This window comes from Bacillus sp. AFS040349 (assembly GCF_002577655.1).
Taxonomy (GTDB): Bacteria; Bacillota; Bacilli; order Bacillales; family Bacillaceae; genus Metabacillus.
The window spans coordinates 1-21,376 of the sequence record NZ_NUMC01000079.1 but is presented as its reverse complement, the minus strand read 5'-3'; the positions used below and the strand labels follow the sequence as shown (position 1 = coordinate 21,376).

Annotated in this window: 21 protein-coding genes; 16 read left to right on the top strand and 5 right to left on the bottom strand. The window is 31.4% G+C overall.

Features of this window, described 5'->3' with window-relative positions; all coding sequences use genetic code 11:
* The first annotated feature begins 283 nt into the window (after positions 1–283).
* From COD11_RS17070 to COD11_RS17040, 7 genes are all read left to right on the top strand, one after another.
* Positions 284–1,483, top strand: a complete 1,200-nt coding sequence (locus COD11_RS17070; protein WP_098798116.1) for a phospholipase D family protein — start codon at positions 284–286, stop codon at positions 1,481–1,483.
* A gap of 173 nt (positions 1,484–1,656) precedes the next feature.
* Positions 1,657–3,204: a type I restriction-modification system subunit M gene (locus tag COD11_RS17065; RefSeq protein WP_098798115.1), complete on the top strand. Its 1,548-nt coding sequence runs from the start codon at positions 1,657–1,659 to the stop codon at positions 3,202–3,204.
* Positions 3,201–3,791, top strand: coding sequence for a restriction endonuclease subunit S (locus COD11_RS17060; protein WP_098798114.1), 591 nt, complete (start codon positions 3,201–3,203; stop codon positions 3,789–3,791). Before COD11_RS17065 ends, COD11_RS17060 begins: the two co-directional genes overlap by 4 nt.
* Before the next feature lie 64 nt (positions 3,792–3,855).
* Positions 3,856–6,915, top strand: a complete 3,060-nt coding sequence (locus COD11_RS17055) for a type I restriction endonuclease subunit R (protein ID WP_098798113.1) — start codon at positions 3,856–3,858, stop codon at positions 6,913–6,915.
* Between the two features lie 116 nt (positions 6,916–7,031).
* Positions 7,032–7,745: a hypothetical protein gene (locus tag COD11_RS17050; RefSeq protein WP_098798112.1), complete on the top strand. Its 714-nt coding sequence runs from the start codon at positions 7,032–7,034 to the stop codon at positions 7,743–7,745.
* Between the two features lie 72 nt (positions 7,746–7,817).
* Complete coding sequence (locus tag COD11_RS17045; RefSeq protein ID WP_098798111.1) at positions 7,818–8,468, top strand: hypothetical protein; 651 nt, start codon at positions 7,818–7,820, stop codon at positions 8,466–8,468.
* A gap of 6 nt (positions 8,469–8,474) precedes the next feature.
* Positions 8,475–9,449 carry a hypothetical protein gene (locus COD11_RS17040; RefSeq protein ID WP_098798110.1) on the top strand — a complete coding sequence of 325 codons (975 nt, stop codon included), beginning with the start codon at positions 8,475–8,477 and terminating at the stop codon, positions 9,447–9,449.
* A 126-nt stretch (positions 9,450–9,575) separates the two neighbouring features.
* On the opposite strand, the gene COD11_RS17035 is transcribed toward COD11_RS17040, so the two are convergent.
* On the bottom strand, positions 9,576–11,027 hold the full coding sequence (locus tag COD11_RS17035; protein ID WP_098798109.1) for a TOTE conflict system archaeo-eukaryotic primase domain-containing protein: 1,452 nt from the start codon (positions 11,025–11,027) through the stop codon (positions 9,576–9,578).
* Between the two features lie 362 nt (positions 11,028–11,389).
* On the opposite strand from COD11_RS17035, the gene COD11_RS17030 reads away from it, so the two are divergent.
* The 5 genes from COD11_RS17030 to COD11_RS17000 all read left to right on the top strand — a co-directional run bounded on the left by COD11_RS17030 (position 11,390) and on the right by COD11_RS17000 (position 14,456).
* Positions 11,390–11,746, top strand: a complete 357-nt coding sequence (locus tag COD11_RS17030; RefSeq protein ID WP_098798108.1) for a hypothetical protein — start codon at positions 11,390–11,392, stop codon at positions 11,744–11,746.
* 166 nt (positions 11,747–11,912) lie between these two features.
* Entirely contained in the window at positions 11,913–12,296 is a 384-nt protein-coding gene (locus tag COD11_RS17020) for a hypothetical protein (RefSeq protein ID WP_098798106.1), read from the top strand.
* Between the two features lie 112 nt (positions 12,297–12,408).
* Positions 12,409–12,885 carry a crossover junction endodeoxyribonuclease RuvC gene (locus COD11_RS17015; protein WP_098798105.1) on the top strand — a complete coding sequence of 159 codons (477 nt, stop codon included), beginning with the start codon at positions 12,409–12,411 and terminating at the stop codon, positions 12,883–12,885.
* A 92-nt stretch (positions 12,886–12,977) separates the two neighbouring features.
* Complete coding sequence (locus COD11_RS17010; protein ID WP_141549702.1) at positions 12,978–13,406, top strand: hypothetical protein; 429 nt, start codon at positions 12,978–12,980, stop codon at positions 13,404–13,406.
* 558 nt (positions 13,407–13,964) lie between these two features.
* Positions 13,965–14,456, top strand: coding sequence for a hypothetical protein (locus COD11_RS17000; protein ID WP_098798102.1), 492 nt, complete (start codon positions 13,965–13,967; stop codon positions 14,454–14,456).
* A 164-nt stretch (positions 14,457–14,620) separates the two neighbouring features.
* Here COD11_RS17000 and COD11_RS16995 read toward each other — a convergent pair whose 3' ends face one another.
* The 3 genes from COD11_RS16995 to COD11_RS16985 all read right to left on the bottom strand — a co-directional run bounded on the left by COD11_RS16995 (position 14,621) and on the right by COD11_RS16985 (position 16,542).
* A complete protein-coding gene (locus COD11_RS16995; protein WP_098798101.1) occupies positions 14,621–15,181 on the bottom strand; it encodes a DUF4352 domain-containing protein in 561 nt (186 codons plus the stop codon).
* A gap of 158 nt (positions 15,182–15,339) precedes the next feature.
* Positions 15,340–16,080 carry a nuclease-related domain-containing protein gene (locus tag COD11_RS16990; protein ID WP_098798100.1) on the bottom strand — a complete coding sequence of 247 codons (741 nt, stop codon included), beginning with the start codon at positions 16,078–16,080 and terminating at the stop codon, positions 15,340–15,342.
* Between the two features lie 174 nt (positions 16,081–16,254).
* Positions 16,255–16,542, bottom strand: a complete 288-nt coding sequence (locus COD11_RS16985; protein WP_098798099.1) for a hypothetical protein — start codon at positions 16,540–16,542, stop codon at positions 16,255–16,257.
* Between the two features lie 118 nt (positions 16,543–16,660).
* Here COD11_RS16985 and COD11_RS16980 point away from each other — a divergent pair, with 118 nt between their 5' ends.
* Both COD11_RS16980 and COD11_RS16975 read left to right on the top strand, forming a co-directional pair.
* Positions 16,661–18,220: an alpha/beta hydrolase gene (locus tag COD11_RS16980; RefSeq protein ID WP_098798098.1), complete on the top strand. Its 1,560-nt coding sequence runs from the start codon at positions 16,661–16,663 to the stop codon at positions 18,218–18,220.
* A gap of 754 nt (positions 18,221–18,974) precedes the next feature.
* Positions 18,975–19,202, top strand: coding sequence for a hypothetical protein (locus tag COD11_RS16975; RefSeq protein ID WP_098798097.1), 228 nt, complete (start codon positions 18,975–18,977; stop codon positions 19,200–19,202).
* A gap of 279 nt (positions 19,203–19,481) precedes the next feature.
* Here COD11_RS16975 and COD11_RS27600 read toward each other — a convergent pair whose 3' ends face one another.
* Positions 19,482–19,772: a hypothetical protein gene (locus COD11_RS27600; protein WP_255301637.1), complete on the bottom strand. Its 291-nt coding sequence runs from the start codon at positions 19,770–19,772 to the stop codon at positions 19,482–19,484.
* 688 nt (positions 19,773–20,460) lie between these two features.
* Here COD11_RS27600 and COD11_RS16965 point away from each other — a divergent pair.
* Together COD11_RS16965 and COD11_RS16960 are read left to right on the top strand one after the other, a co-directional pair.
* Positions 20,461–20,784: a hypothetical protein gene (locus COD11_RS16965; RefSeq protein ID WP_098798096.1), complete on the top strand. Its 324-nt coding sequence runs from the start codon at positions 20,461–20,463 to the stop codon at positions 20,782–20,784.
* Positions 20,785–20,850: 66 nt separating this feature from the next.
* The gene (locus COD11_RS16960; RefSeq protein WP_098798095.1) at positions 20,851–21,042 is read left to right on the top strand and encodes a hypothetical protein; all 192 of its coding nucleotides are present in this window, start codon (positions 20,851–20,853) and stop codon (positions 21,040–21,042) included.
* Positions 21,043–21,376 lie beyond the last annotated feature (334 nt).

Here is a 21,376-nt window from a genome sequence, read left to right as displayed (position 1 = left end):
AAAATGAGGCTTTTTTTGCTCAAAAATCTGGGGTAAATAGCCTCTTAAATCAACTTTAGGTATGGAAGTTATACTTGTGCCTTTTAAGAACACCTAAACACGTTGTAAATAGCCTTTAAAAGCCCCTAGAAGGTTTTTTTGTGCGTTTCTATATTCAAATGGATTAATGAGTGTTTAAACCCCTTTAAATATGTATATCACCTCTTATTCCTTTAGGAAAATTCCAGTGGATTGAATATAATAAAAATAACAAGTTCTTGTTAAACTATTCGGGGGTGGCCACATGTCAATCAATCTTATTAGTAAAGATTTTGGGGAAAAGTTTTATAGTTTGTTAGATTTAACTGAACATCAAATCAATATTATTTCACCTTTCATAGGGCTTAAAACTGCCTTTGGTCTGGCAGAGTGGATTGAGGGTCTAGACAACATTAAGTGTTGCATAATTACTCGATTCAACAGGGAGGAATTTATACGAGGAGCAAGCAGTATTGAGGGATTAGAACATCTTGTTAGGGCAGGTGCTAAACTTTATGCATTACAGGATTTACATACTAAATTATATATTTTCGATGATCAGTCAGTAATTATGGGTTCAGCAAATTTTACGTTTAATGGGTTCTATAAAAATCATGAGTTTGGTCTATATATGGAAAATGAAAGTGACTTTACAAAGCAATGTCAAGATTATTTTGACGGCTTACTTGGTAAACTGAAATCAAATGGTGATTGGCAAATTTCACTTGATAGGATTTTAAAAGAAAGACAATATGTGAATATAAGTATTAAAAATCTTAAAGGTAAGAAGGGTATGAATGAGTATAATATTGCTAAGTGGGGAGCAGTATTAAATGATGTTTCGCAGCAAACACCACCAAAAGGAAAAGAAACTGATATCCTAGAAGATGCTATCAGCGATATTACGGTTAATAATAGGAAAACAGGAATATGGCTTAAGTTTGAGGGAACTAGTCAAGAGAGAATCCGTAATGATGAAATTTATCTTAAAAGGAAAAGAAGAATTAATGAATATGTTAATCGAACATTTTTTCCAAAGAAGCCTACTGGTATCAAGGCTGGTGACACTATTTTCTTAACCGTTGTTAGTAAAGATAAAGATGAAAATGAAGTCCCGATTATTATTGGCTATGCAGAAGCCAAAGGTTTTACCGAAAGCAACAAAATTGATGATTCTGATAGTAGATATCTAAAATGGAATAATAGATTTCCGTATTATATTGAATATTCAAACGGGAAGTTCCTAAATGATAGTATTATGCATGGTATTTCATTGAATGAGTTATATAGGGAATTAAACCATAAGGTCTATCCCGCTACAGTTAATCAACCAAATTTACGACTTGAAAACATAAAGAAAAGACACCATCAAAAATCACATATACAAATAACAGAAATTGCAAAAGAGTATCTAATCAGAAAACTCAACCTTTTATTTGAAAAACATGGGTATGAAGAACTGTAAAATAATATATATTTAAACCTCAAATAGGACAGAAAAGTTAATCTGTTCTTTTTGTTTGTTATCAATGTAATAAGAAATTTTGGTATTTCTATTTTGCAGAGAATTAAATTAAAGTTATGATAAAATAGTAGGTACATGGAAATATAAAGAAGATTAGGTCGGAGGTTTCAAAATTGACTGTTAAAGCAGACATAGATTTTCAGAAAGACTTATTTGAAGCAGCGAATAAAATGCGGGGTAGTGTGGCACCTGCTGATTATAAACATTATGTGTTACCTTTGATTTTTCTAAGGTACTTATCAAATAAATATGAGCAACGTCGTATGCAACTAGAACAAATGGTTAAAGATCCAAAGAGCGATTGGTTTACAGAGGATACAGAAACACAAATGGTAATAATTGATGACCATGACCAGTATAAGGCTGAGAATGTGTTTGTAGTGCCAGAAGAGGCTCAATGGTCTTATATAATGTCAAATGCAAAACAACCTAATATAAAAGAAATACTAGACAATGCAATGAAACGCATTGAAGAGGAGAACCCAGAACTGGAAGGAATGCTACCTAGAATTTTTCAAGGTTCAAATCTTCCTGCTGAAAATATAGCAGGACTAATTGAAGTATTCTCCCGTGATGTATTTAGTGCTAGGACCAATGAGAGTGTTGATGTATTGGGGCGAACTTATGAATATTTTATTGGCTCATTTGCTTCATCAGAGGGGAATAGAGGAGGAGAATTCTTCACGCCGTCGAGTATTGTAAATCTGTTGGTTGCAATGCTTGAACCTATTAGCGGTAAAGTATTTGATCCTGCATGTGGTAGTGGTGGAATGTTCATTCAAAGTGAGGAATATTCACCACGTAAGAAATCATTATCGTTTTATGGGCAAGAAAATGTAACAACAACTGTCCGATTAGGAAAAATGAACGTACTACTTCATGGTATAAATGCAGAAATTCGCTTAGGAGATTCGTTATTAAATGACCAGTTTCAAGATTTAAAAGCAGATTTTGTAATCGCTAATCCACCATTTAATCAGAAAGATTGGGGAGCAGAACGTATTTCTAAGAACGATCCACGTCTAATTGGTCCTGTTACAAATAGTAATGCGAATTATATGTGGATTCAACATTTCCTTTATCATTTAAATGATAAAGGTACTGCCGGATTTGTAATGCCAAATAGTGCTATGAATACTACAGTAAACGAAGAAAAAGAAGTTCGACAAAGACTAGTAGATCAAGGATATCTTGATTGTATTGTCCAACTCCCGGAAAAACTATTCTTTACTACAGGTATTCCTTGCTGTTTATATTTCCTTAGTAAAAATCGAGATGGAAAAGATAAATTTCGTAAAAGAAAAAATGAGATTCTGTTTATTGACGCACGAAAATTAGGTTCAATGGTTAGTCGTAAACAAAGAGCATTAACCAATGAGGATATAGATAAAATTACTTCAGTATACCATAACTATAAAAATGAAGGCGAAAGGAACTACGAAGATATTCCGGGTTTTTGTAAATTAGCAACTATTGAACAAGTTCAGAACGTTGATTACAAATTGTCACCGGGTATATATGTTGGAACTGAAGAATTTGAAGAAGACAATATCCCATTTGAAGATAGAATGGGAGAATTGAGCCAACGTGTATTGGAATTATTTGAAGAGTCGAATCTCCTTCAAAATAAGATAAAGAAAAAATTGGAGGACTTGATATGAGTGATCAATGGATAGAAACTACAATAGGAGATGTTTCTGAGACAATATTTAGTGGAGGTACTCCAAATACAAGAAATCCTGATTATTGGGATGGTCCCTTTTGTTGGCTTTCTTCAGGAGAAACAAGAAACCGGTTTATCACAAACACTGAGAAAACAATAACTGAATTGGGTGTAAAAGAGTCTTCCACTAGACTTGCAAAAATCAATGATATTGTTATTGCATCAGCAGGTCAGGGACATACAAGGGGTCAATCATCTTTCTTGAAAATAGACACTTATATTAATCAGTCGCTCGTTGCAATTAGAGTAAATCAGGAAGTTATTGATCCATATTTTTTATTTTATAATTTACAGAACAGATATGATGAACTTAGACAATATTCTGATGGAAACAGTTCTAGAGGTAGTATCACAACTAAAATGATAAAAGAATTTCCTATTGTAATTCCTCCATTAGCAGAGCAAAAAAAGATAGTTTCTATTATTAAGGATATGAATGACCAAATTAATATAAATTTAGAAATGAATAAAACACTTGAAGAGATGGCTATGGCGATATATAAAAATTATACAAGTAATAGTTAAACGTATTAGTAAAGTGGAAATACAAATGTAAGTAAGATTTAAATTAAATTGGAGGTGTTACATCATGTCCAGACCTCTAGGTGAATCAGCATTTGAAGAAACAACGATAGAAAGATTAAAAAGAATTGGTTATGAATATCTTCATGCACAAGAATTGTTCCAGCGTGGTGAACGTGAGCAACTGCAGGAAGTTATTCTATTTAATAGGTTTGAAGCCTTCTTGAGGAAGGCTTATTCTACAATACCAGAACAAGAAATCCGACGATTGACAGGCATTCTTACCTCGCCAGATGGTGTAAGTTTAATACAACGAAATCAAGAATTTCATCAAATGTTAGTAAAGGGAATAGAGTTTAATTATGAATGGAATGGAGAGACATTTACTCCACACATTTTCCCAATTGATTGGTTAAACCCTGAGAACAATGATTTTCTAGTAGTAAACCAACTTTCTATTGATGGAAGAATGTCCCGTAGACCAGACATAGTTATTTATATTAATGGTCTTCCTCTAATTGTATTTGAATTAAAAAATCCTAATAGTGAACAAGCAACAGTAAAAGATGCTTATACACAAATTCAAAATTACACCTATGATATTTCACAACTTTTTAATTATAATACGTTTACTGTTATATCTGATAATGTGGAAACAAAGCATGGAATGCCGTTTGCTGATTATGACTTTTTTGCTTCATGGAAATCGATTGATGGTCGTAATGTAGATAACAATCGGGCTAATACAATGCGTACATTAATTGAGGGGCTGTTTCCTAAAGACCGTCTGTTAAACTATATTCGTAACTTTATAGTCTTCCTTAAGGCGGGGGACAAAACGAAGAAAATAGGGGCAAAATACCACCAATTTTTCGGGGTTAATTTTGCAGTTAAGGAAACTGTTCGTGCAACAAGGCCAGATGGAGATCGTAAAATTGGGGTTATGTATCATACGACTGGTTCAGGGAAATCATTGAGTATGCTCTTCTTTGCAGGTATTTTAAGTAGGCACCCTGAACTAAATAATCCATCCATTGTAATACAAGTAGACCGAAATGATTTAGACGAACAATTGTATGATACTTTTGTTGAGGGTGAGTCATTAATTGGAAAGGTTGAACGAGCAAGCAGCACAGAAAAATTAAGAACGATTCTTAGAGGAGAAGCAACCCCGGTTGTATTTTCTACAATTGAAAAATTTCGCTTAAAAGGTGAAGAAACAAAACACCCTGTACTTTCAGAACGGAGGAACATTGTTGTAATTGCTGATGAGGCACATCGTACGCAGTCAGGATTTGAAGGTGGTTATGCTGCTCAATTGCGTTTTGCACTTCCAAACGCCTCCCATATTGGCTTTACTGGAACACCAGTAGATTTTGTAGGAAACAATACAGAAGAGATATTTGGACACACCATACATCGTTATGACATGGCCCAGGCTGTTGCTGATAAAGCAACATTACCAATCTATTATGAAAGCCGACTTATACCGCTTGATCTAACAGCAGAAGATATTGATGAACAATTTGAGGATATTTTTGTAGATAATGGTGAAGGTGACGAAACAGAAGGTTATAAAAGAAAATGGGCCGCTTTAGAAAAAGTTGTGGGAACTCCAAAACGGCTCAAACGCCTTGCAAACGATATCGTATCACATTTTAATTCAATGGCCAATCCTTTTCAAAAAGCAATGATCGTTTGTATGAGCCGCCAAATTGCTGCCGATTTATATGGTTGTCTGAAAGAGGTAGAAGGCTGTCCTAAAATGGAAGTCATTATGACTGGGGATGTTTCAAAAGATCCGCGCGAGTGGAGAGAAATACAAGAAGGAAGCCAGTATTCACATATTAAGTCTAAGAAAGAACAAGAAGATGTTAAGGCTAAATTAAGGAACCCTGAAGACCCACTTAAATTTGTAATTGTAGTGGATATGTGGCTAACAGGTATGGACGCACAACCGCTCTCATACCTGTATGTTGATAAACCTATGAAGGGGCATAATCTAATGCAAGCAATTGCTAGGGTTAACCGAGTTTTCCCCGGTAAAGAAGGTGGAATGGTTGTCGATTATATAGGGATTGCTACTTCTCTAAAAGAGGCAACACAAAAATATACTAAGGGCGGAGGAACAGGTAATCCTGCATATGATGTTGCTGAGGCAATTAGGATTTTTAATGAAAATTTAGAGTCTGTTAGAAACTATATCCCTTCAAATATAGAGATAGACGGTTGGAGACATAAACCCCAAATAGATAGAGAAGATTTTATCGCAGATTTAGTAAATGTGCTATTAAGCAGCGATACAGAGGATTATATACAATATGCAACGAAATTAGAGAAATCCTATCAACTTGTTAAAAATCAGCCAGAAGTAATGGTTATTGCTGATGAGGTAACTCTATATTTAATGTTAAAGGCTCAATTACGCAAACATTTACGACCGCCCGGCGGAACTGCAGGTGGAAATAAGACATTAGAAGAGCAATTGTCAGCGTTATTAGATCAAAATTTATTAGCAAAAGAAACAGTAGATATTTTTAAAGTGGCAGGAATAGAACGGCAGGATATTAGTATTCTTGACGAGCAATTTTTAGCCGATTTAACAAAGAAAGAACATGAGGATCTACGATTAAAATTACTTAAAAAACTTCTTGAGGATAAAATTAAAGTAACCTTTAAACAAGGAAGTCCACAAACAAAAACAATGCAAGAGTTACTAGAAAAAACATTAACTGAATACCATAATCGTGTTATTCAAGCAGCAGATGTCGTTCGAATGATGATTAAAATGCGCAAAGAAATGGAAGAGGAAATGCGCAAACGACAGGACTTAGGCTTGTCTGAAGAAGAGATTGAATTTTACAAAGCAATAACTTCTATGGAAGAAGGCGCTTTTTCAAATGAGTTCATAGCCAACTTGATACACAAAGTTGTAAATGAGTTAAAAAAGAAACTCGATGTTGATTGGACTAGCCCACACCGACAAGATGTTTATGCTAAAGTGAAACTTGCGGTCAAAATGGTATTAATGAAAGAGAAAGTAACCGGGCAACAACTTCAATTTTTAACGAACAAATTTATGGAACAGGCTGAAGAACAGTATAAGGGCTGGCCGATGGACGCTTAATGTTCTTTAATAGAATAACCTAACATTTGACGAATATCTCAGCAAAGAATAAAGAGCCCATGTTTAGTTTTACAGGGCTCTTCTTTATATTACTGTATATTCTTGGAGGAGAAAATATGGGAATGCCAGATTATAAAAGACCATTTCATTCGGATGATTTCAGAGGATATTTTACATGGACAGAAGAATTGACAAATAGATTTGCAGGTTCGTATTTTTATCATGCATGCCACCAAGATGAATTAGAAGATATCCTAGTTAATAGGAAACTTATTTTAAGAAGTGAATGGTCTCTTGAACATCCAATGTTTGGTCAATGGACTTCTAAGGGTGTTTGGGTAGGCTTAAATGCATTTCATAATGGGAATTATTATGGACCATTTGTTTTAAAATTTCCAATTCGCTTATTAAATGGTAAAAGGTTTATGGCTTTTAGAAGAAAAGGCGATAGAGATAGGTACTTCTTTGTTCAATATGAGACAGATATTCCATTGTTTGATAAAAACGGTAACGCTTGGAGAAGGATTAAGCCTTCTGTTTATTTTAATGATAATGATGGCGAACTAAGTAGAAAAGAAAAAGCAATTTACGATTTTATCCTTACTTCTGAAATTTTTATCGGAGATGCTGAAATTGATGTAGAAAACCATCCAAAATGTATTTCCCAAAAATGTAATGGTGCAAGAAAATCAGAGAGTAGGAAACTATTAAAACAGATTGCTCAAGAAGAATTTGAAAAAAGATTTATTGAATCTCCTAGAATGCGAAAATTTTTAAGGCAGTTTCCCATTATGGAGGGAAGAGATGTTACGTTACCAGAAGGTGAATAATGTCTTAAAAATATAGGAACTTAGTAATTGTAATTTTAGAAATAACTCAATCTTATATATGGAGACCGGAATATGGATCAGTTTTTTTCAATATTGTCTAATATGGCAAAAGAAAGGCCTGTTTTCCATTCAGAAGCAGACTTTCAACATGCTTTGGCTTGGGAAATACATAATCAAAACCCCAATAGTAAATTAAGACTAGAATACAACCCAGCAATTTCCGATGGTAATATGTATCTTGATATATGGGTTACACACCCAAATGGCAGCCGAACAGCAATAGAGTTGAAATACATTACCAAAAAAATTAGTTTACAATTAATTGATGAAGTATTTAATTTGAAAAATCATGGAGCACCTGATTTAGCAAGGTATGATTTTATTAAAGACATTATGAGAATTGAAACGGTTTGTAACACACTAGATAACACAAACGGATTTGCGGTAATCCTTTCGAATGAATCTGCACTGTGGAAGCAGCCTGTGCTTCGTGATAAGGTTCCTAATGATATTGAGTATCGAATTCATAATGGAAAGATCTTAGAAGGTGAGTTAAATTGGGGACAAAATACAGGACAAGGCACTATGAAGGGAAGGGAATCTTCCTTAAATCTGTTAGGTGCCTATAAATTGAATTGGCTTCACTACTCAAAAGTTATGGAGTCTACTGGTGGAGAGTTTAAGATAGCCATTATTGAAGTACCTGTTAAATTAAAGGAGTAATCGGTTATGTCAATTTACAATAATATTTTTCATTATTACCGAGGGCAGACAAGAAATAAGGACGAAGAGACAAATCAATTGCAAATTGAAAATAATGTTACTAAGGCATTTTTAAATGTCTTACAGCACTCCTCTCCAGTTTTGACAAATGAATTTATTAGATTTATTGGCATTAGGACAAAAGAAAGTGAAAACTTTGAGTTCAGGCAACAGTTGACTTCACCTTTAAATATTATTACTCCTTATGCGGGGGTAATTGGGATTGCGGAAAATAAAGAAATTAGGAAAGGTACATATAAGGATTCTAATATTCCTGATGGTGCAATTTTATCAAATGAGATCTCTCTATTATTAGAAAATAAAATTGGTTATAACTCATACCTAACTATGGAGCAGTTAGACGGTCATAGAAGGTTATTTGCGAATGGTCAAAAAATACTAGACGAACCAATAATTATCACATGGATAGATATTCGGAATTTCTTAAGTGCTAAACAAAAAGACTTTGAAAACAAGGGAGATATCCTTACAAGTTTTCTAATAAAACAATTTGAGGAATTTTGTGTTATTAATTGCATTGGTGATAGACAAAAATCTAAGGAATATTTCTTTTTGCGATTTGAAAAAGATAAAGCAAGAAAACTGGCACGGGAAATTGATAATTTTATATGGACAAATACGAAATTTGAAGTAGAAGATGCCGGAACAGCAGACGGAATTGGTTACAGGCGAAAAGGGTTACCGAAGTTTGCGACTTTAACAACTGCAAGGCAAAGGTGTTTAATTCTTCATATTGGAAATAGAGAAGACAAGAAAGGATTAAAAATTCAATCTGAAATCGACAAAATTCTAAATAAAGAATATAACAGAAGTAGTTCTGATTCTATGAAATATCCTCATGAGGCCTATATTCGTTTAGAATGGGTAAAAGATTTTGAGCAGATTAAACCTTACATAATTGAAGCGTATAATAGTAGATAATGAAATGATGCAGAATGAAAATATGAAAAAGGACCTCATTTGGATAATACCAAAGGGTCCTTAAATAATATGGACAAAGAGATATAATCAAAACTAACTGAAAATAACTTTATAGAAGTACTTAATTTAGTGTATTTTGATTGCTTGTTGCTCTTTTGCTTTATAAAGTATCTCATTAATATTCCACCATTCGTTGTTAGGAAATGTTTTCATTATTAGAGTTGTTCTAATATCACGATAGGAATCCACCTTATCAACACACACTGTAACTGTAATTTCTGGTTCCGCTTCGAGCCAATTAAGATTTAATTCATAGGTATTCGGCCGATTTTCTGGCAATCCAGAGATGGGATTCCTTGTTACTTTTATTAAACCTAACTGTTCAAGTTCTTTAATATGATCAATTGCTTTGTTCTTAGAGCATCGTGCAGCAGTCGCTATTTGTTCATATGTCATATAGAATTGTCTATTCTTATCTCTGAAGCGTTTGGAATGAATTAGTAATGCGTTAATTGTAAGGTGTAACTTTTTGGGATATTGATAAATAGTTAACATTTCACTTCTAGACACTACAATTTCATTTTTCCCTTCATTCAGCACTAGATTTTTTTTATAAACATGATTAACAATTCGTGTAATTTCTTGATAGCAAGTTTTCAGTGGGGTTTTATAATATTTAGGATCTTGTTTTTCCATCCATTCATTAAGTCTTTGCTCACATTCTTGTTTTGAAATCTTTATGGTATTAAAATAGATGGCTAGTTTACAAAGAGAAGCATTTCTGGAATTCTGTGTCCTTATGCCATTATTGTATAATGACGCTAATGAATTCGGAGATTCTTCGGATAAGTCTAGATTAGTTAGGTCTGGACTAATTTCTTTTTTCACGGGTTTAAGAATCCGGGATAAGTCCGTTTCATCTGGTAAATCATTAATTAAGTCCTTTAAAACCTCAGCATCTATAGGTTGTATTGTTAAAATAAAATCTAAGGAACGGATAGGTTTAAAGCCATTTTGAACGTCAACATACCAGCAAATATTATCGTGTTGATTTTTATTTTTAAAATTTATACTCAGAGGGAGTTTTAAGCCTTGAGTAGGTGAAGGTCTTTTTTCTATTTTTCCGTTTATATTTTCATTAAGAAGATTTAGCGTTGATTCGACCGCAGCATTATATAGTTTTTCCATAGACTTGTATGGAATTTCCTTTGAAAAGTAAATATCGACATGATATCCCTTAGTACCGCTCCAACTTGTGAAGATTTTATCGGTAGAGATACCCAAGTCATTTAAAGATTCATAGAGAGCCAAAACCACCCTCTTTGCCTCTGTTTTATCAGGAACATCTACATCAAATGTCACAAATTTAGTGAGTGTTTTTCTGCAAAAGATTCCGTATGTATTTTCTCTCATTAAGTGTGATTTTAAAAATCCATCGTGCAGAGGTTTATGGCTTTTGGTTTCATATGCATTAAAAGTTTGATAACCATTGCCGTCGTTGTTCTGTTTGATGTACTTGTATCTTACTGTGATGAATAACTCCTTTATTTTGTTCAAAACTGCATTTAATTCATCCAAAAAATCACATCCTTTCTAGTATTCAATCAAATCATGCTATTTAACATTCCTCAATCCAGTTCAAGGCTTAATATTGTTATATCATAAGAACAAAAAGACCAGATTAATATGTTACAACATAATTGTGGCGAGTTTTGGTGAAAATGCGAAATACTATTTACTCAAGATATTCTAAGCCAATAAAACCATTTTAAAAATATTATTAAGTACTTCTGTACTATAATTTTCAATTACTACAATCCATATCGATATGATTTTTATTAAATAATTTTATTTTAGAATTTTAATAGGAAGGATAGAACATATGTGTGTATAAAGTAATATGTGTAAAATATTTTCACTAGAAAGGTGTGTACACTCATATGGTTAGCAAGGAAAGACAAAAGAAATTGGATTACGTTAAGGCGATTTACAATGATTATACTATTGTTATTGCAAAGCATCTCCGCTTCGAATGGGTAAATCATTCGGAAAGCAAGTTTATTTACTTTTTATACATTACGAAAAGTCAAAAGTGTTTCGTAGATAAAAATACAGCACATGTAGGTGAATACAATATCCTTTGTTTTCAAAACTTCTATTCATCCTTCATAAGTCTAATGAAGGTGATTGTACCTATACTGTCTGAATATATTTTAGACAATGACGAACTCTTTAAAATAATCATGTTATGTGAGGAATTAGAAGATCCGCTCCATGAGAAGGATAGCGATGAATGATTAGCAACGGCAAGGATACTATCCTTGCTATTTTTTTATTTACAAAAATCTACAACAATATCTATATGGGTTTCATTAATAATAAAGGTTTTTCCTTTCTAAAAAAGAAGTTACAAATAGAGCATTCCCTTGAAATAGGGGATCAAGAAGAAGGGAGTGGAGATAAATGGGCAAATATGAATTTAGCGTTCATGAGTTAATTAGAATAAATGAATTATTTAATGATGCAGCAAGTGTCTTATTTCATAACTTAAATAAATTTGTTTACGTGGAAATAATCGATCGTGAAGGTGAAAAGAATTGTTTTACTTTGACTAAGAGAGATTTTAAGGCGATTCAAACTGATTTTTTTATTAGCGTATTGAATGATATAATCCTAGACGGATTGGACGAAGAACTAATTATGAGTGTTAAATTAAATCCCAGTGTTGAGAATTTTCGAGTTGAAATTATTTTTATGTATCAAAATGAAATTCATGAAAGGTACTTTTGCAATTTCAAAGAACTCGGATTTATCTATAATTCATTGAAAAAACAAAAAGAAAATTAATTAGATAAAATTTATTGAAGGATAAAGAGATAGAGTGCTCACCAATGACAAAGCCTGTACCAGCATAATATTTGATTGTTAAATGTTGGTGCAAATGTAGGGAGGTGTGCATATGCAATTGACAAATGAACCAACGATTATGGGAATAGATGCCTCATTAACTTCTACTGGCGTTGCTATAACTACCCTCAAACAAAAAATTGTCATTCTTCATACAATAAAAACCAATGCTGATACACCCATTCACAAAAGGATTCATTTTGTATATATGGAACTTGAAAAAATAATTGACGATCACTATGTACAACTGATTTTATGTGAAAATAACTATACTGGTGGAAGTAAGGAAGTAAATTGGGTTATAGGAATAATCTTTCTCATTGCAGCAAATAAAGGGATAGCAATAAAGACATATGCTCCGGCTTCCATTAAGAAGGCTGTCACAGGTAATGGGAGAGCCAGTAAGAAAGAAATAAAACCGGCTATACATAATATTTATGGTGATTTAAGAACAAATGAGCATGTGCGTGATGCATTGGCGAGTATACATTGTTATTTTGTCAATGAAGGGAAGGTAAGAGATTTATAAATTAACGGCTCAACAGTGCTGCATATTGAAGGGTAAACATAGTGTTTGCTCTTTTTCATTTTTGTAAATACTACCATTAAAAGGAGTTGAGCATGATGTATAAACATGAAATACATAAATCATTCACATATTTATTTTTCTTTGTAGTAACAATTATTTTTTTATTCTCAACGGTTCCTATATCGTTCCAAGTTGACGAATACACATACATGACTGCCTTGATCTTTTCTATAATTGGTACGGTTTGTTTTAGTGAGATATATTTCGGATTACATGAAACAATCAAGGATAAGGATTTCCTTGCAATATTCGTCCGAAATCTTTTTCTACTCTCCGTTTTTTTGATTAACTGTTCCATAGTGTTACTAGGAAATTGGTTTGTACTGCGGTACGGACTAGTAGATACGTTAAATTATACATGGTACACAGTTATTGCTGGCTTTATATGGTTAATTAGTTTTCATATAGCAAAGATAGTACCCAATCTTCCTGCAATGGTATTGAAGAAGAAGGAGCAATAGATCCCGCTCCTTTTTTTCATTGTCAAAATATGTTGAATAGGTAATTTATTTGACGTTGATTTGGCCCTGACTGTTATTCTTGAACGACGTATAATAATAGAATATCCATAGATTTTAATAGAGTGGAGGGATTTAATATAGATTTGCTAATACCTAACAAGAAGAAAAGAGCGAATACTCACTTATTTAATGCCTTATGTAGAGTGTTTTTAATCTTATTGTTTATTCCTTTGACCTTACAATTCTGGGATCACAGTTTAATGTCTTTTATCATTGTTACATATTTAACTATGCAGGCAGGGGGATTTATATATAAGCGTATGTATATTCCTACGTATCAATACGTTGTCTATGAGAATGATTATAATAAAAAAATGCCAACGGTTTTTTCATGGGTTATGCTTACTTTAGTATTATTTATTTCAACAATATCTGGACTGATATTATTCTTTCAAGGATATAACGTGTTTACTATATTCTTCATGCCTTTCTTTTTCTTCATGGGGTCATTCTGCTGGAATCTAATAATTTATACTGTCACCGAAGCGAGGGAATACCATGAAGGAGATTAATTCAAATATCCGGATTGTTGTTACACTGTTTATTTGGGCAATCATACTCTGTATTATTTATTCAGTTTTGTTCTACCCAATCAATTATTTTATCTTAAAATTTAGTCCCACTGACTATTTTGGTTTATTTGCAGGTGTATTTATTGTTAGTGGTGTTTTGTTTCACCGTTTCTATTTGAATCTATTTGATAATGTTATAGAGCATTTTCAAATCAAGAATGAGACATTTTGGAATGGTATTGCACTTATTGCTTTTAACTTTACAGGTTTGTTCGCAGGTTTCCTCATCTATATGATAACTAAGGATTTGACTTACGCGGAAGTTACTGCAATGATTTATAGTTGCGCCTCAGTAAGTTGGTTTATCCCTTTGAATATCATAAGAAGGGAAGTTAAGGAGAGAAAAATTAGGCAAGAAAGGTCTAACAAAATCTTTATTGAAGAAAATGGAATTAAGAGACTTTATTTTAAATTATAGGGCTTCATTAAGTTTGATTAGTCGTGTTGAATAATAGTTAATAACGAATAGGGCATATTATTTTCAGTTATTTTAATTAAAAAACAGCATATCTAATGAAATGCTGTTTTTTGATTTCATATGATTTTAATCAACTAATTGGATAAAGATTTTTATTTGAGTCTTTAATTATTAATTTTAAAAATAAATGTATCTGCGCGATCTTTAGACGCTATGTTGTCGTAAAAAATCATTTCAGAAACTCTTTCACCTTTAGGAATTGTTATGTATAGTGTACCTTTATTTTTTCCATTAGGTCGTATCGTAGATGGTTTAAAAGTATCTTTTTCAATGTCATCCCCAATTAACGGAAAAGAATCTATTTCAACACCATTTTCGTTAAAGAATGAGAATGATGATGGGCTAACATTAAAAGAGGTTAAATCAGTATCTCCTATATTTTCAACAGAAATATCTAATTCAATAAAATCTTTTTCTTTATTAGTATTTTCATTACTTGACATATTACTTTGAATTTTAAAATTGTCCACTTTTAACTTGAATTTTTCTTTAACTTCGCTTGTCCGAATGTCATTTACTGTTACTTCAAATTCTTTTCCTAATTTAACGTGACTTTCTATTGGCACATATTTTTTTATTTTGTTTTCTTCAGTGTTAACTCTGTTTTCGCTGCAACCAGTCAATAATAGACCAATCAATAATGTGGTAGGAATTATTTTTTTCATCTCTCTTCACCTCGTATTGCTAAATATTTTTTCACAAGTTTAGTACTTACTTTGTTTTATGTTGGATAAAGATTTGTACCCAATAGATTACATAAGGTTCACTTTATTTAATATTTATATACTTTCTGAATTTAACGAATTTTTGAATTTCTAACAAACTATTCTTTGCATGTAATACATTTCTTTAAAATATCTACAATGTGAATAATTTGTTCTCTATTTAAATTTTGCGAATTAGGGTTTTCATCAATAAATTTAAAAAATAACTCTGGATGTGAAAATACTGGGATTCTATCATCTTGCAGATGAACTTTTCCTTCAAAGTGATTAAAATAAACACACCCCTGTATCCAAGTGTTTATCCCTTTTTCTTTTAAAAAATTAGATAATCTAAAAACATGGGTTCCAACTTGACTAATAGGATTATAATGTTCAGTACTTATATATTTTCCACCTATCATTTTATCCCGTCTTACACGCTCTTTATTTGACGTTGGTAATATATGTCCACTCCAATTTTTACTTTCAATAATAAATACACCATGTGGACCTACTACTACATGATCTATTTGGCTTTCTTTATCTTGAAAAGTTACAACTAAGTCATTAAACAAATACCAATCATCTGATAAATAGTTTAATTGTCTTGTTGTTGCTTGTTCTCCTTGTACACCTGATGATATTTCAGAACGTTTGTTAGTAATTTTACGCCAATTATATCTAATGAAAGTTAGTGAAATAATTAAACAAATAATAAAAGGAATTGGATTTTGAACTATAAAAGAGTAAATAATTCCTCCAAACAAGGTCGATAAATTTAAAAATTGATATAAGTTATTTTTTCGGTTAAGTTGTTTTAGTTGTTTTTCTAAATCAGTATCTTTTTTTACAATTATCAAATTCGTTTACCCCAATTTATAAGTTTATAGAAATATATTTTTGATTATAAATCGTACTTTTAAATTGGAAGACTAGTATTTATATGAAATGAATACTAATTTTCCTCTTACTAATTTGAAATGATGTTAATTTTAAACTCCCGCATTGGATACATTGAAATTAGGAATCTTTTGTCATATACCTTTAACTAAACGAAATTTCATCATAGAACGTAATTTTTTCTTAGTTTCCTCTGAAACTTCTTGGCTGACATAAATGAGAGTATATCCTTTTCGCATAAGGTTAAAATACTTTGTCGTATATGGAACCCACCAAACTGATTTAATTTTTTTTAGAAAATTTTCAGCAAGTTCTTGCGTTATTTGATTCTTTTCTAACTTTCTTACAGCAAGTTTAATCGTAATTGCAAACTTAATCTGTAAAATGATAAGGATAAAAAGGAATAAGTAAAAAATGCCCACCTTAGAAAACCTACCTTTCTTTGATAAAATATATCGAATTTTGTAACTACTATTAAAATTTAACAAAAATTGCGTTACACTAGAGTTACACAATATAAAACTGAAGGGAAAGTGTCCAATGCATTTAACATTAAAATGTGATAATGCAAAAATATATTATGAGTTATTTAAGTCAACGAAAGATACAGAGGAATATGTAATCCTAATACATGGTTTAGGAATGGATAGCCGTTATTGGTATAAAATAGTACCTCAATTAAGAGAGAATTTTAATGTAATAACATTTGATTTAAGAGGACATGGGGACAGTACAGCAGGAGAAAGTGAAATAAATTGGGAAGTAATTAATAATGACTTAATAACATTATTAAATCAATTTGATATCTCAAGTTGCCATTTTATAGGACATGGTCTTGGGGGGAATATTGCAATTCAGTTCTGTTATCAATATCCTAACTTTTTTAAAACGTTAACGATAATATCAACCTTAATTTATTTTCCACCTGAGGCGGCTAGTGCAACATTATCTTATAGAAAACACCTAGTAAATTTATGTGGATTCCAAGCATTAGCCGAAGAATTAGTTCCAAAAATACTCTATAATTCTTCTCTTGTTTATGAAAAAGACTTGTTGTTTTCGAGTTATTTGAAAATTTCAAGTTCTTCCTTATATATGCAATTTTTCAAAACTATGATTTCAAATCCACATAATTTAGGAGAATTGTCTACAATTACTATTCCAATTCTAGTAATTGACGGTGCTTATGATCCAATACTACCAAAGAAAGTAACAGGTCTATCCACCTTTACATTTCAAAATAGTCACTATGTAACAATCTCCGATACTGCAGATGCACCATTTTTGGAAAACCCTGTTGAAACTTTACAAGTGATTGAACGTTTTTTATTATCAATTGAAGTAACACAAGTAACATATGATACATATGTAGAATCATATTTAAATGAATTTAAAAAAAATTTAGGGGAACTTATGCAAAAGGAAAAGTATGAAATAAATTCACAAGTTTTACATGTGCAACTTATGAATACTTTTAGTGTAAGAAATGATAATGAATACATTCTTGAAGGATGGAATCAGAGGATGGCAAAACAACTTTTTTGTTATCTTATTTTCCACCGTACTTCAACAAGGGAACAAATATGTGACGATTTAATGAAAGATACAGATTTAACTTCTTCGAAAAAAAACTTAAGAGTATATCTTCATTATTTAAAGAGATTAATTAACAATGAGAAAGAAGAATTCATCAAATCTGACAAAGAGCATATTTATTTAAAAGGAAAAGTAGAATGTGATCTTGTGACGTATATAAATCGCATTAATAGTTTAGAAAATAAGGATATTACTATGTTTTATGGAGAATACACCCAAGTAATAAATAATATTCCGAAAAGTTTCTTTCCAAGTATTTATGACGAGTGGGCTTTAAATCTTACACACGAAATCCAAAAAAAATTAATTAAAATATCAGAAAAACTTTCTCAATATCATATTCATAGAAATGAATTGTTGAAGGCGACTGAGTATTTGGAGTTAGTTATGGAATTTGATTGTATAGAAGTATACTTCTATGAAAAACTTAAACAACTATATATACAATTAAATAATTTTAATAAATTGGAAAAATTAGAAAAACAGTATAGTGATCATTTTTAATAAATAAATTTAAGTATAACTAAATTATGGTAAAATCTTAATGATTTAAAAATTATGTTAACAATAATTTTAAAGAGGAGAAATTGATGGAAAAGTCTATTGATTGGAAAGAATTTCTGAAGGAATATTTCAAGAGAATGGAAAAAGAAAAGAAGAAATTAGAGTTTAAGGTGATTAAGAATGACAAGAAATAGTTAATCCTTTATAGATTTTGAACGTGAAATCAAGGTTAACTTATACTTAACTCCTGCCAATATTAATAGAAGACAGTCCTCATGACTAAAGATTTCTCATAGATTCCTGATGCTTACCTTGAAAGTCTTAGATCTCTTTCTTGTGTATACGCCCCTTTTGTTTGGAATAATAATACACTTAAGACCAGATAGGTTTTTGCTATTTGGTCTTTTCTTATTATATAAATAGGAGTTTTATGTGATTCCCATGTCTTGCTTTTAGGAAAATTTTATTAATGAAAATAATAAATTCACCTGCCGAAAAAAATCCATAGATAGTGATTAAAGTAATTAATTATTGTCTAGAAGAATGAAAGAAAACGAATAAATTAGATTTTCAATAACATTTATTTATTTTGACACTTTTATGCGATATTCAGTCCTTTTTGACTGATTTTGAGTTTAAGCCGTTTGACTAAGCATGTGAATTTTCGGATCAGACATGGGGAACTTTTTAAAGGTTTATGCTCCTAAAAGTTTAATAGATACATCAAAAAAGTAATGCTGAAAGGAGAGTACTCATGACAGGCTGGGGACAATTTACAGAATGGATAAAGCATTTAGGGACAGGTTCCATGGTAACACTATATGTAATAATTTTTGGAGGGCTTTTTTTACTTTGTATGAATGCTTTCGTTGAAAGGGCATTGAAAGATAATATAAAAAGATTAATTATTTCAAAGTATATCTTTAATTATTGTGTGCTCTTTCTTCTTGTTGGAAGTATAATTCTGGGCTTGATCCTTTGAAGTAGAGTGTATTTGGTAATTGGAAGAAGCAGTTAATGGTAGTTTCTTTATGAGTATAAGAAAGCCTAAAATACGCAAGTATTACAGAAAAACCTTGCATATTTTAGGCTTTTTTTTCATTGTTGTGTTAAAGCCCTCATTATTTCTAGTAGCAGGTTATAAAATTAGTATGAATATGAACCCCCTGGTAATGTGAATAGATAAAAACCATTGTCACCACTTAATTGCCATCCTTCAAAATAATTGCTATCGTGAAACAAGACAAGAAAAATATTATCTTCAAATTCCAAAAACTAAATCAGACACTTCTTCAAAGTGAAGGATATTCATAATTTTTTTGCCCATTAGAATGGTTTTAACATTTTTATGCGTGTACTTATCAGGGGCTTGGATACAATCGGAATACCCAATCACAATTTCATTAGAGACCTGTAATCTCCAAGGACATTCAATTATTAATCCAGCATTTTCAAATGCCACTCCTAATGGCAAGTTCTTTTCTGTATTCACATCTGTAACCTTTTGTCCAAAAAAATATCTAAAATCAATATCACTTTGTTTTCTATACATATTTATCACCACATTTTTACCCGTATCTTTTTCCGAAAGTATTATCAAGTATTCCGCCAGTTAGCGATCCATGAAGCCCTGCCTCGCCACAGAAAATGAAAGTTAATGTGTTCTTTTATGGGTAGTACAATAATTTCAATGGAAAAATGCGTTAATCCTTCTTAGTTCGAAGCACACTTTAGTTAAAAATAACATTAAGCAGTATTTTTCACTATAATCCTAAAACTGTAACAACTATAATGATGAACAGTAAAATGATAATTAGCCAGACCATAATTTTAATGATAAACTTAGCCCACAACTTCCTGCGCAATCCAAAATAAAAAATAACACCATAAATCAAAAGACTAATAACTATGCGATATTACTTCTTCAATTCCTAATCCAAAAAAATCAATGAATGTATTTATTAAAGCAGAGATAACAAATAAAAAAAGTTAAAACTTAAACTTTTTTTCTTTTCTCTGGGACTCATCTTTAGTTTCATACATTTTCTCTTACCTCAACTATCTTCTATTTCTTTAGTTTAACATTTGTAACTTAAACTATCCTAAACCGTTTGTGGAAAATCGCCCAGTTATAGCAGGACTCATTTTTTGTTTCTTTTTTTGAGTAAAATATACCTTATTACTTGAAGATGATTAGATGCGCGGTATAATCATCATCATCAAATTACTGGGGGGATTATGTGGAAAGATATCTTGGTATTATAACTGACGAATGTGACATTGAGAGTTATAAAGAAAGTATGAGAAATTTTGCAGCAAGAGTTAATAAAAAGATTGATGTGATTTTATTAACGGAAGTAAATATTATAGAAGAATTTATAAAAGTAAATCATGAGAAATATTGTAGGGTCATTTTTTATGATTATGAGGAATTTAAAAATATTCAACAATTACAAAACGTCTTTGGGCTATGTCAATACTATAAATTAGAACTGTCGATTATTAAACAGGATATCCATTCTGATGTTGCGGTAGAGTTGTCATATCTTCTGCAGGTTATATAATAGATAGGAGTAGATATTTTTAAAAAAAGTCTATACAGATATTAATAATGGTATAGGAGATAGCATATGATTTGTGAATGTGGTGGAGTTCTAAATGTAATACGAATAGAAGAGTATCCAAAAGATGTGAGAGATAAAATTAACTATAAGCGTCTTTGTGATGTAGAATGTTTGAAATGCGGCAGTGTTAAATATAGTCAACCTTATGATTGGGGTAATACTTTAAACCCGGTTAGAAAAATTAATGGAACAAAATAAGTAAGAATTTATTAGTACTGAGGTTTGTATCATGATCCCAAAACTCTTAACAAAATGCTATTAAAAATAAAGGAAATAAACCTCATAAGTGGAACTAGCATTTTGTTAGAATTCCCCTTAATTCTAATATTCTGAGTATGTGATAAAAATTATACTTTGCGCTTCCTTTAAAATGAAATTTCTTAAAGACCAGACATTAATTTTGTCTGGTCTTTTCCATATTAAATCTTTATTTTATCTGAACAAATTCGTCACAATTATCTTTTAACATACTGACCTCGTCTTTTACCTATTATGTTATAACAAATGTAAGCCTGTATTTGGCAACTAAAAA

Coding starts and splice junctions, on each gene's coding strand:
- COD11_RS16975 (WP_098798097.1), top strand. CDS start 18,975: ATGACAGGCTGGGGACAATTTACAGAATGGATAAAGCATTTAGGGACA.
- COD11_RS17020 (WP_098798106.1), top strand. CDS start 11,913: ATGGGCAAATATGAATTTAGCGTTCATGAGTTAATTAGAATAAATGAA.
- COD11_RS17070 (WP_098798116.1), top strand. CDS start 284: ATGTCAATCAATCTTATTAGTAAAGATTTTGGGGAAAAGTTTTATAGT.
- COD11_RS17060 (WP_098798114.1), top strand. CDS start 3,201: ATGAGTGATCAATGGATAGAAACTACAATAGGAGATGTTTCTGAGACA.
- COD11_RS17000 (WP_098798102.1), top strand. CDS start 13,965: ATGAAGGAGATTAATTCAAATATCCGGATTGTTGTTACACTGTTTATT.
- COD11_RS17030 (WP_098798108.1), top strand. CDS start 11,390: ATGGTTAGCAAGGAAAGACAAAAGAAATTGGATTACGTTAAGGCGATT.
- COD11_RS16980 (WP_098798098.1), top strand. CDS start 16,661: ATGCATTTAACATTAAAATGTGATAATGCAAAAATATATTATGAGTTA.
- COD11_RS17055 (WP_098798113.1), top strand. CDS start 3,856: ATGTCCAGACCTCTAGGTGAATCAGCATTTGAAGAAACAACGATAGAA.
- COD11_RS17015 (WP_098798105.1), top strand. CDS start 12,409: ATGCAATTGACAAATGAACCAACGATTATGGGAATAGATGCCTCATTA.
- COD11_RS27600 (WP_255301637.1), bottom strand. CDS start 19,772: ATGTATAGAAAACAAAGTGATATTGATTTTAGATATTTTTTTGGACAA.
- COD11_RS17010 (WP_141549702.1), top strand. CDS start 12,978: ATGATGTATAAACATGAAATACATAAATCATTCACATATTTATTTTTC.
- COD11_RS16995 (WP_098798101.1), bottom strand. CDS start 15,181: ATGAAAAAAATAATTCCTACCACATTATTGATTGGTCTATTATTGACT.
- COD11_RS17045 (WP_098798111.1), top strand. CDS start 7,818: ATGGATCAGTTTTTTTCAATATTGTCTAATATGGCAAAAGAAAGGCCT.
- COD11_RS17040 (WP_098798110.1), top strand. CDS start 8,475: ATGTCAATTTACAATAATATTTTTCATTATTACCGAGGGCAGACAAGA.
- COD11_RS17050 (WP_098798112.1), top strand. CDS start 7,032: ATGGGAATGCCAGATTATAAAAGACCATTTCATTCGGATGATTTCAGA.
- COD11_RS16960 (WP_098798095.1), top strand. CDS start 20,851: ATGATTTGTGAATGTGGTGGAGTTCTAAATGTAATACGAATAGAAGAG.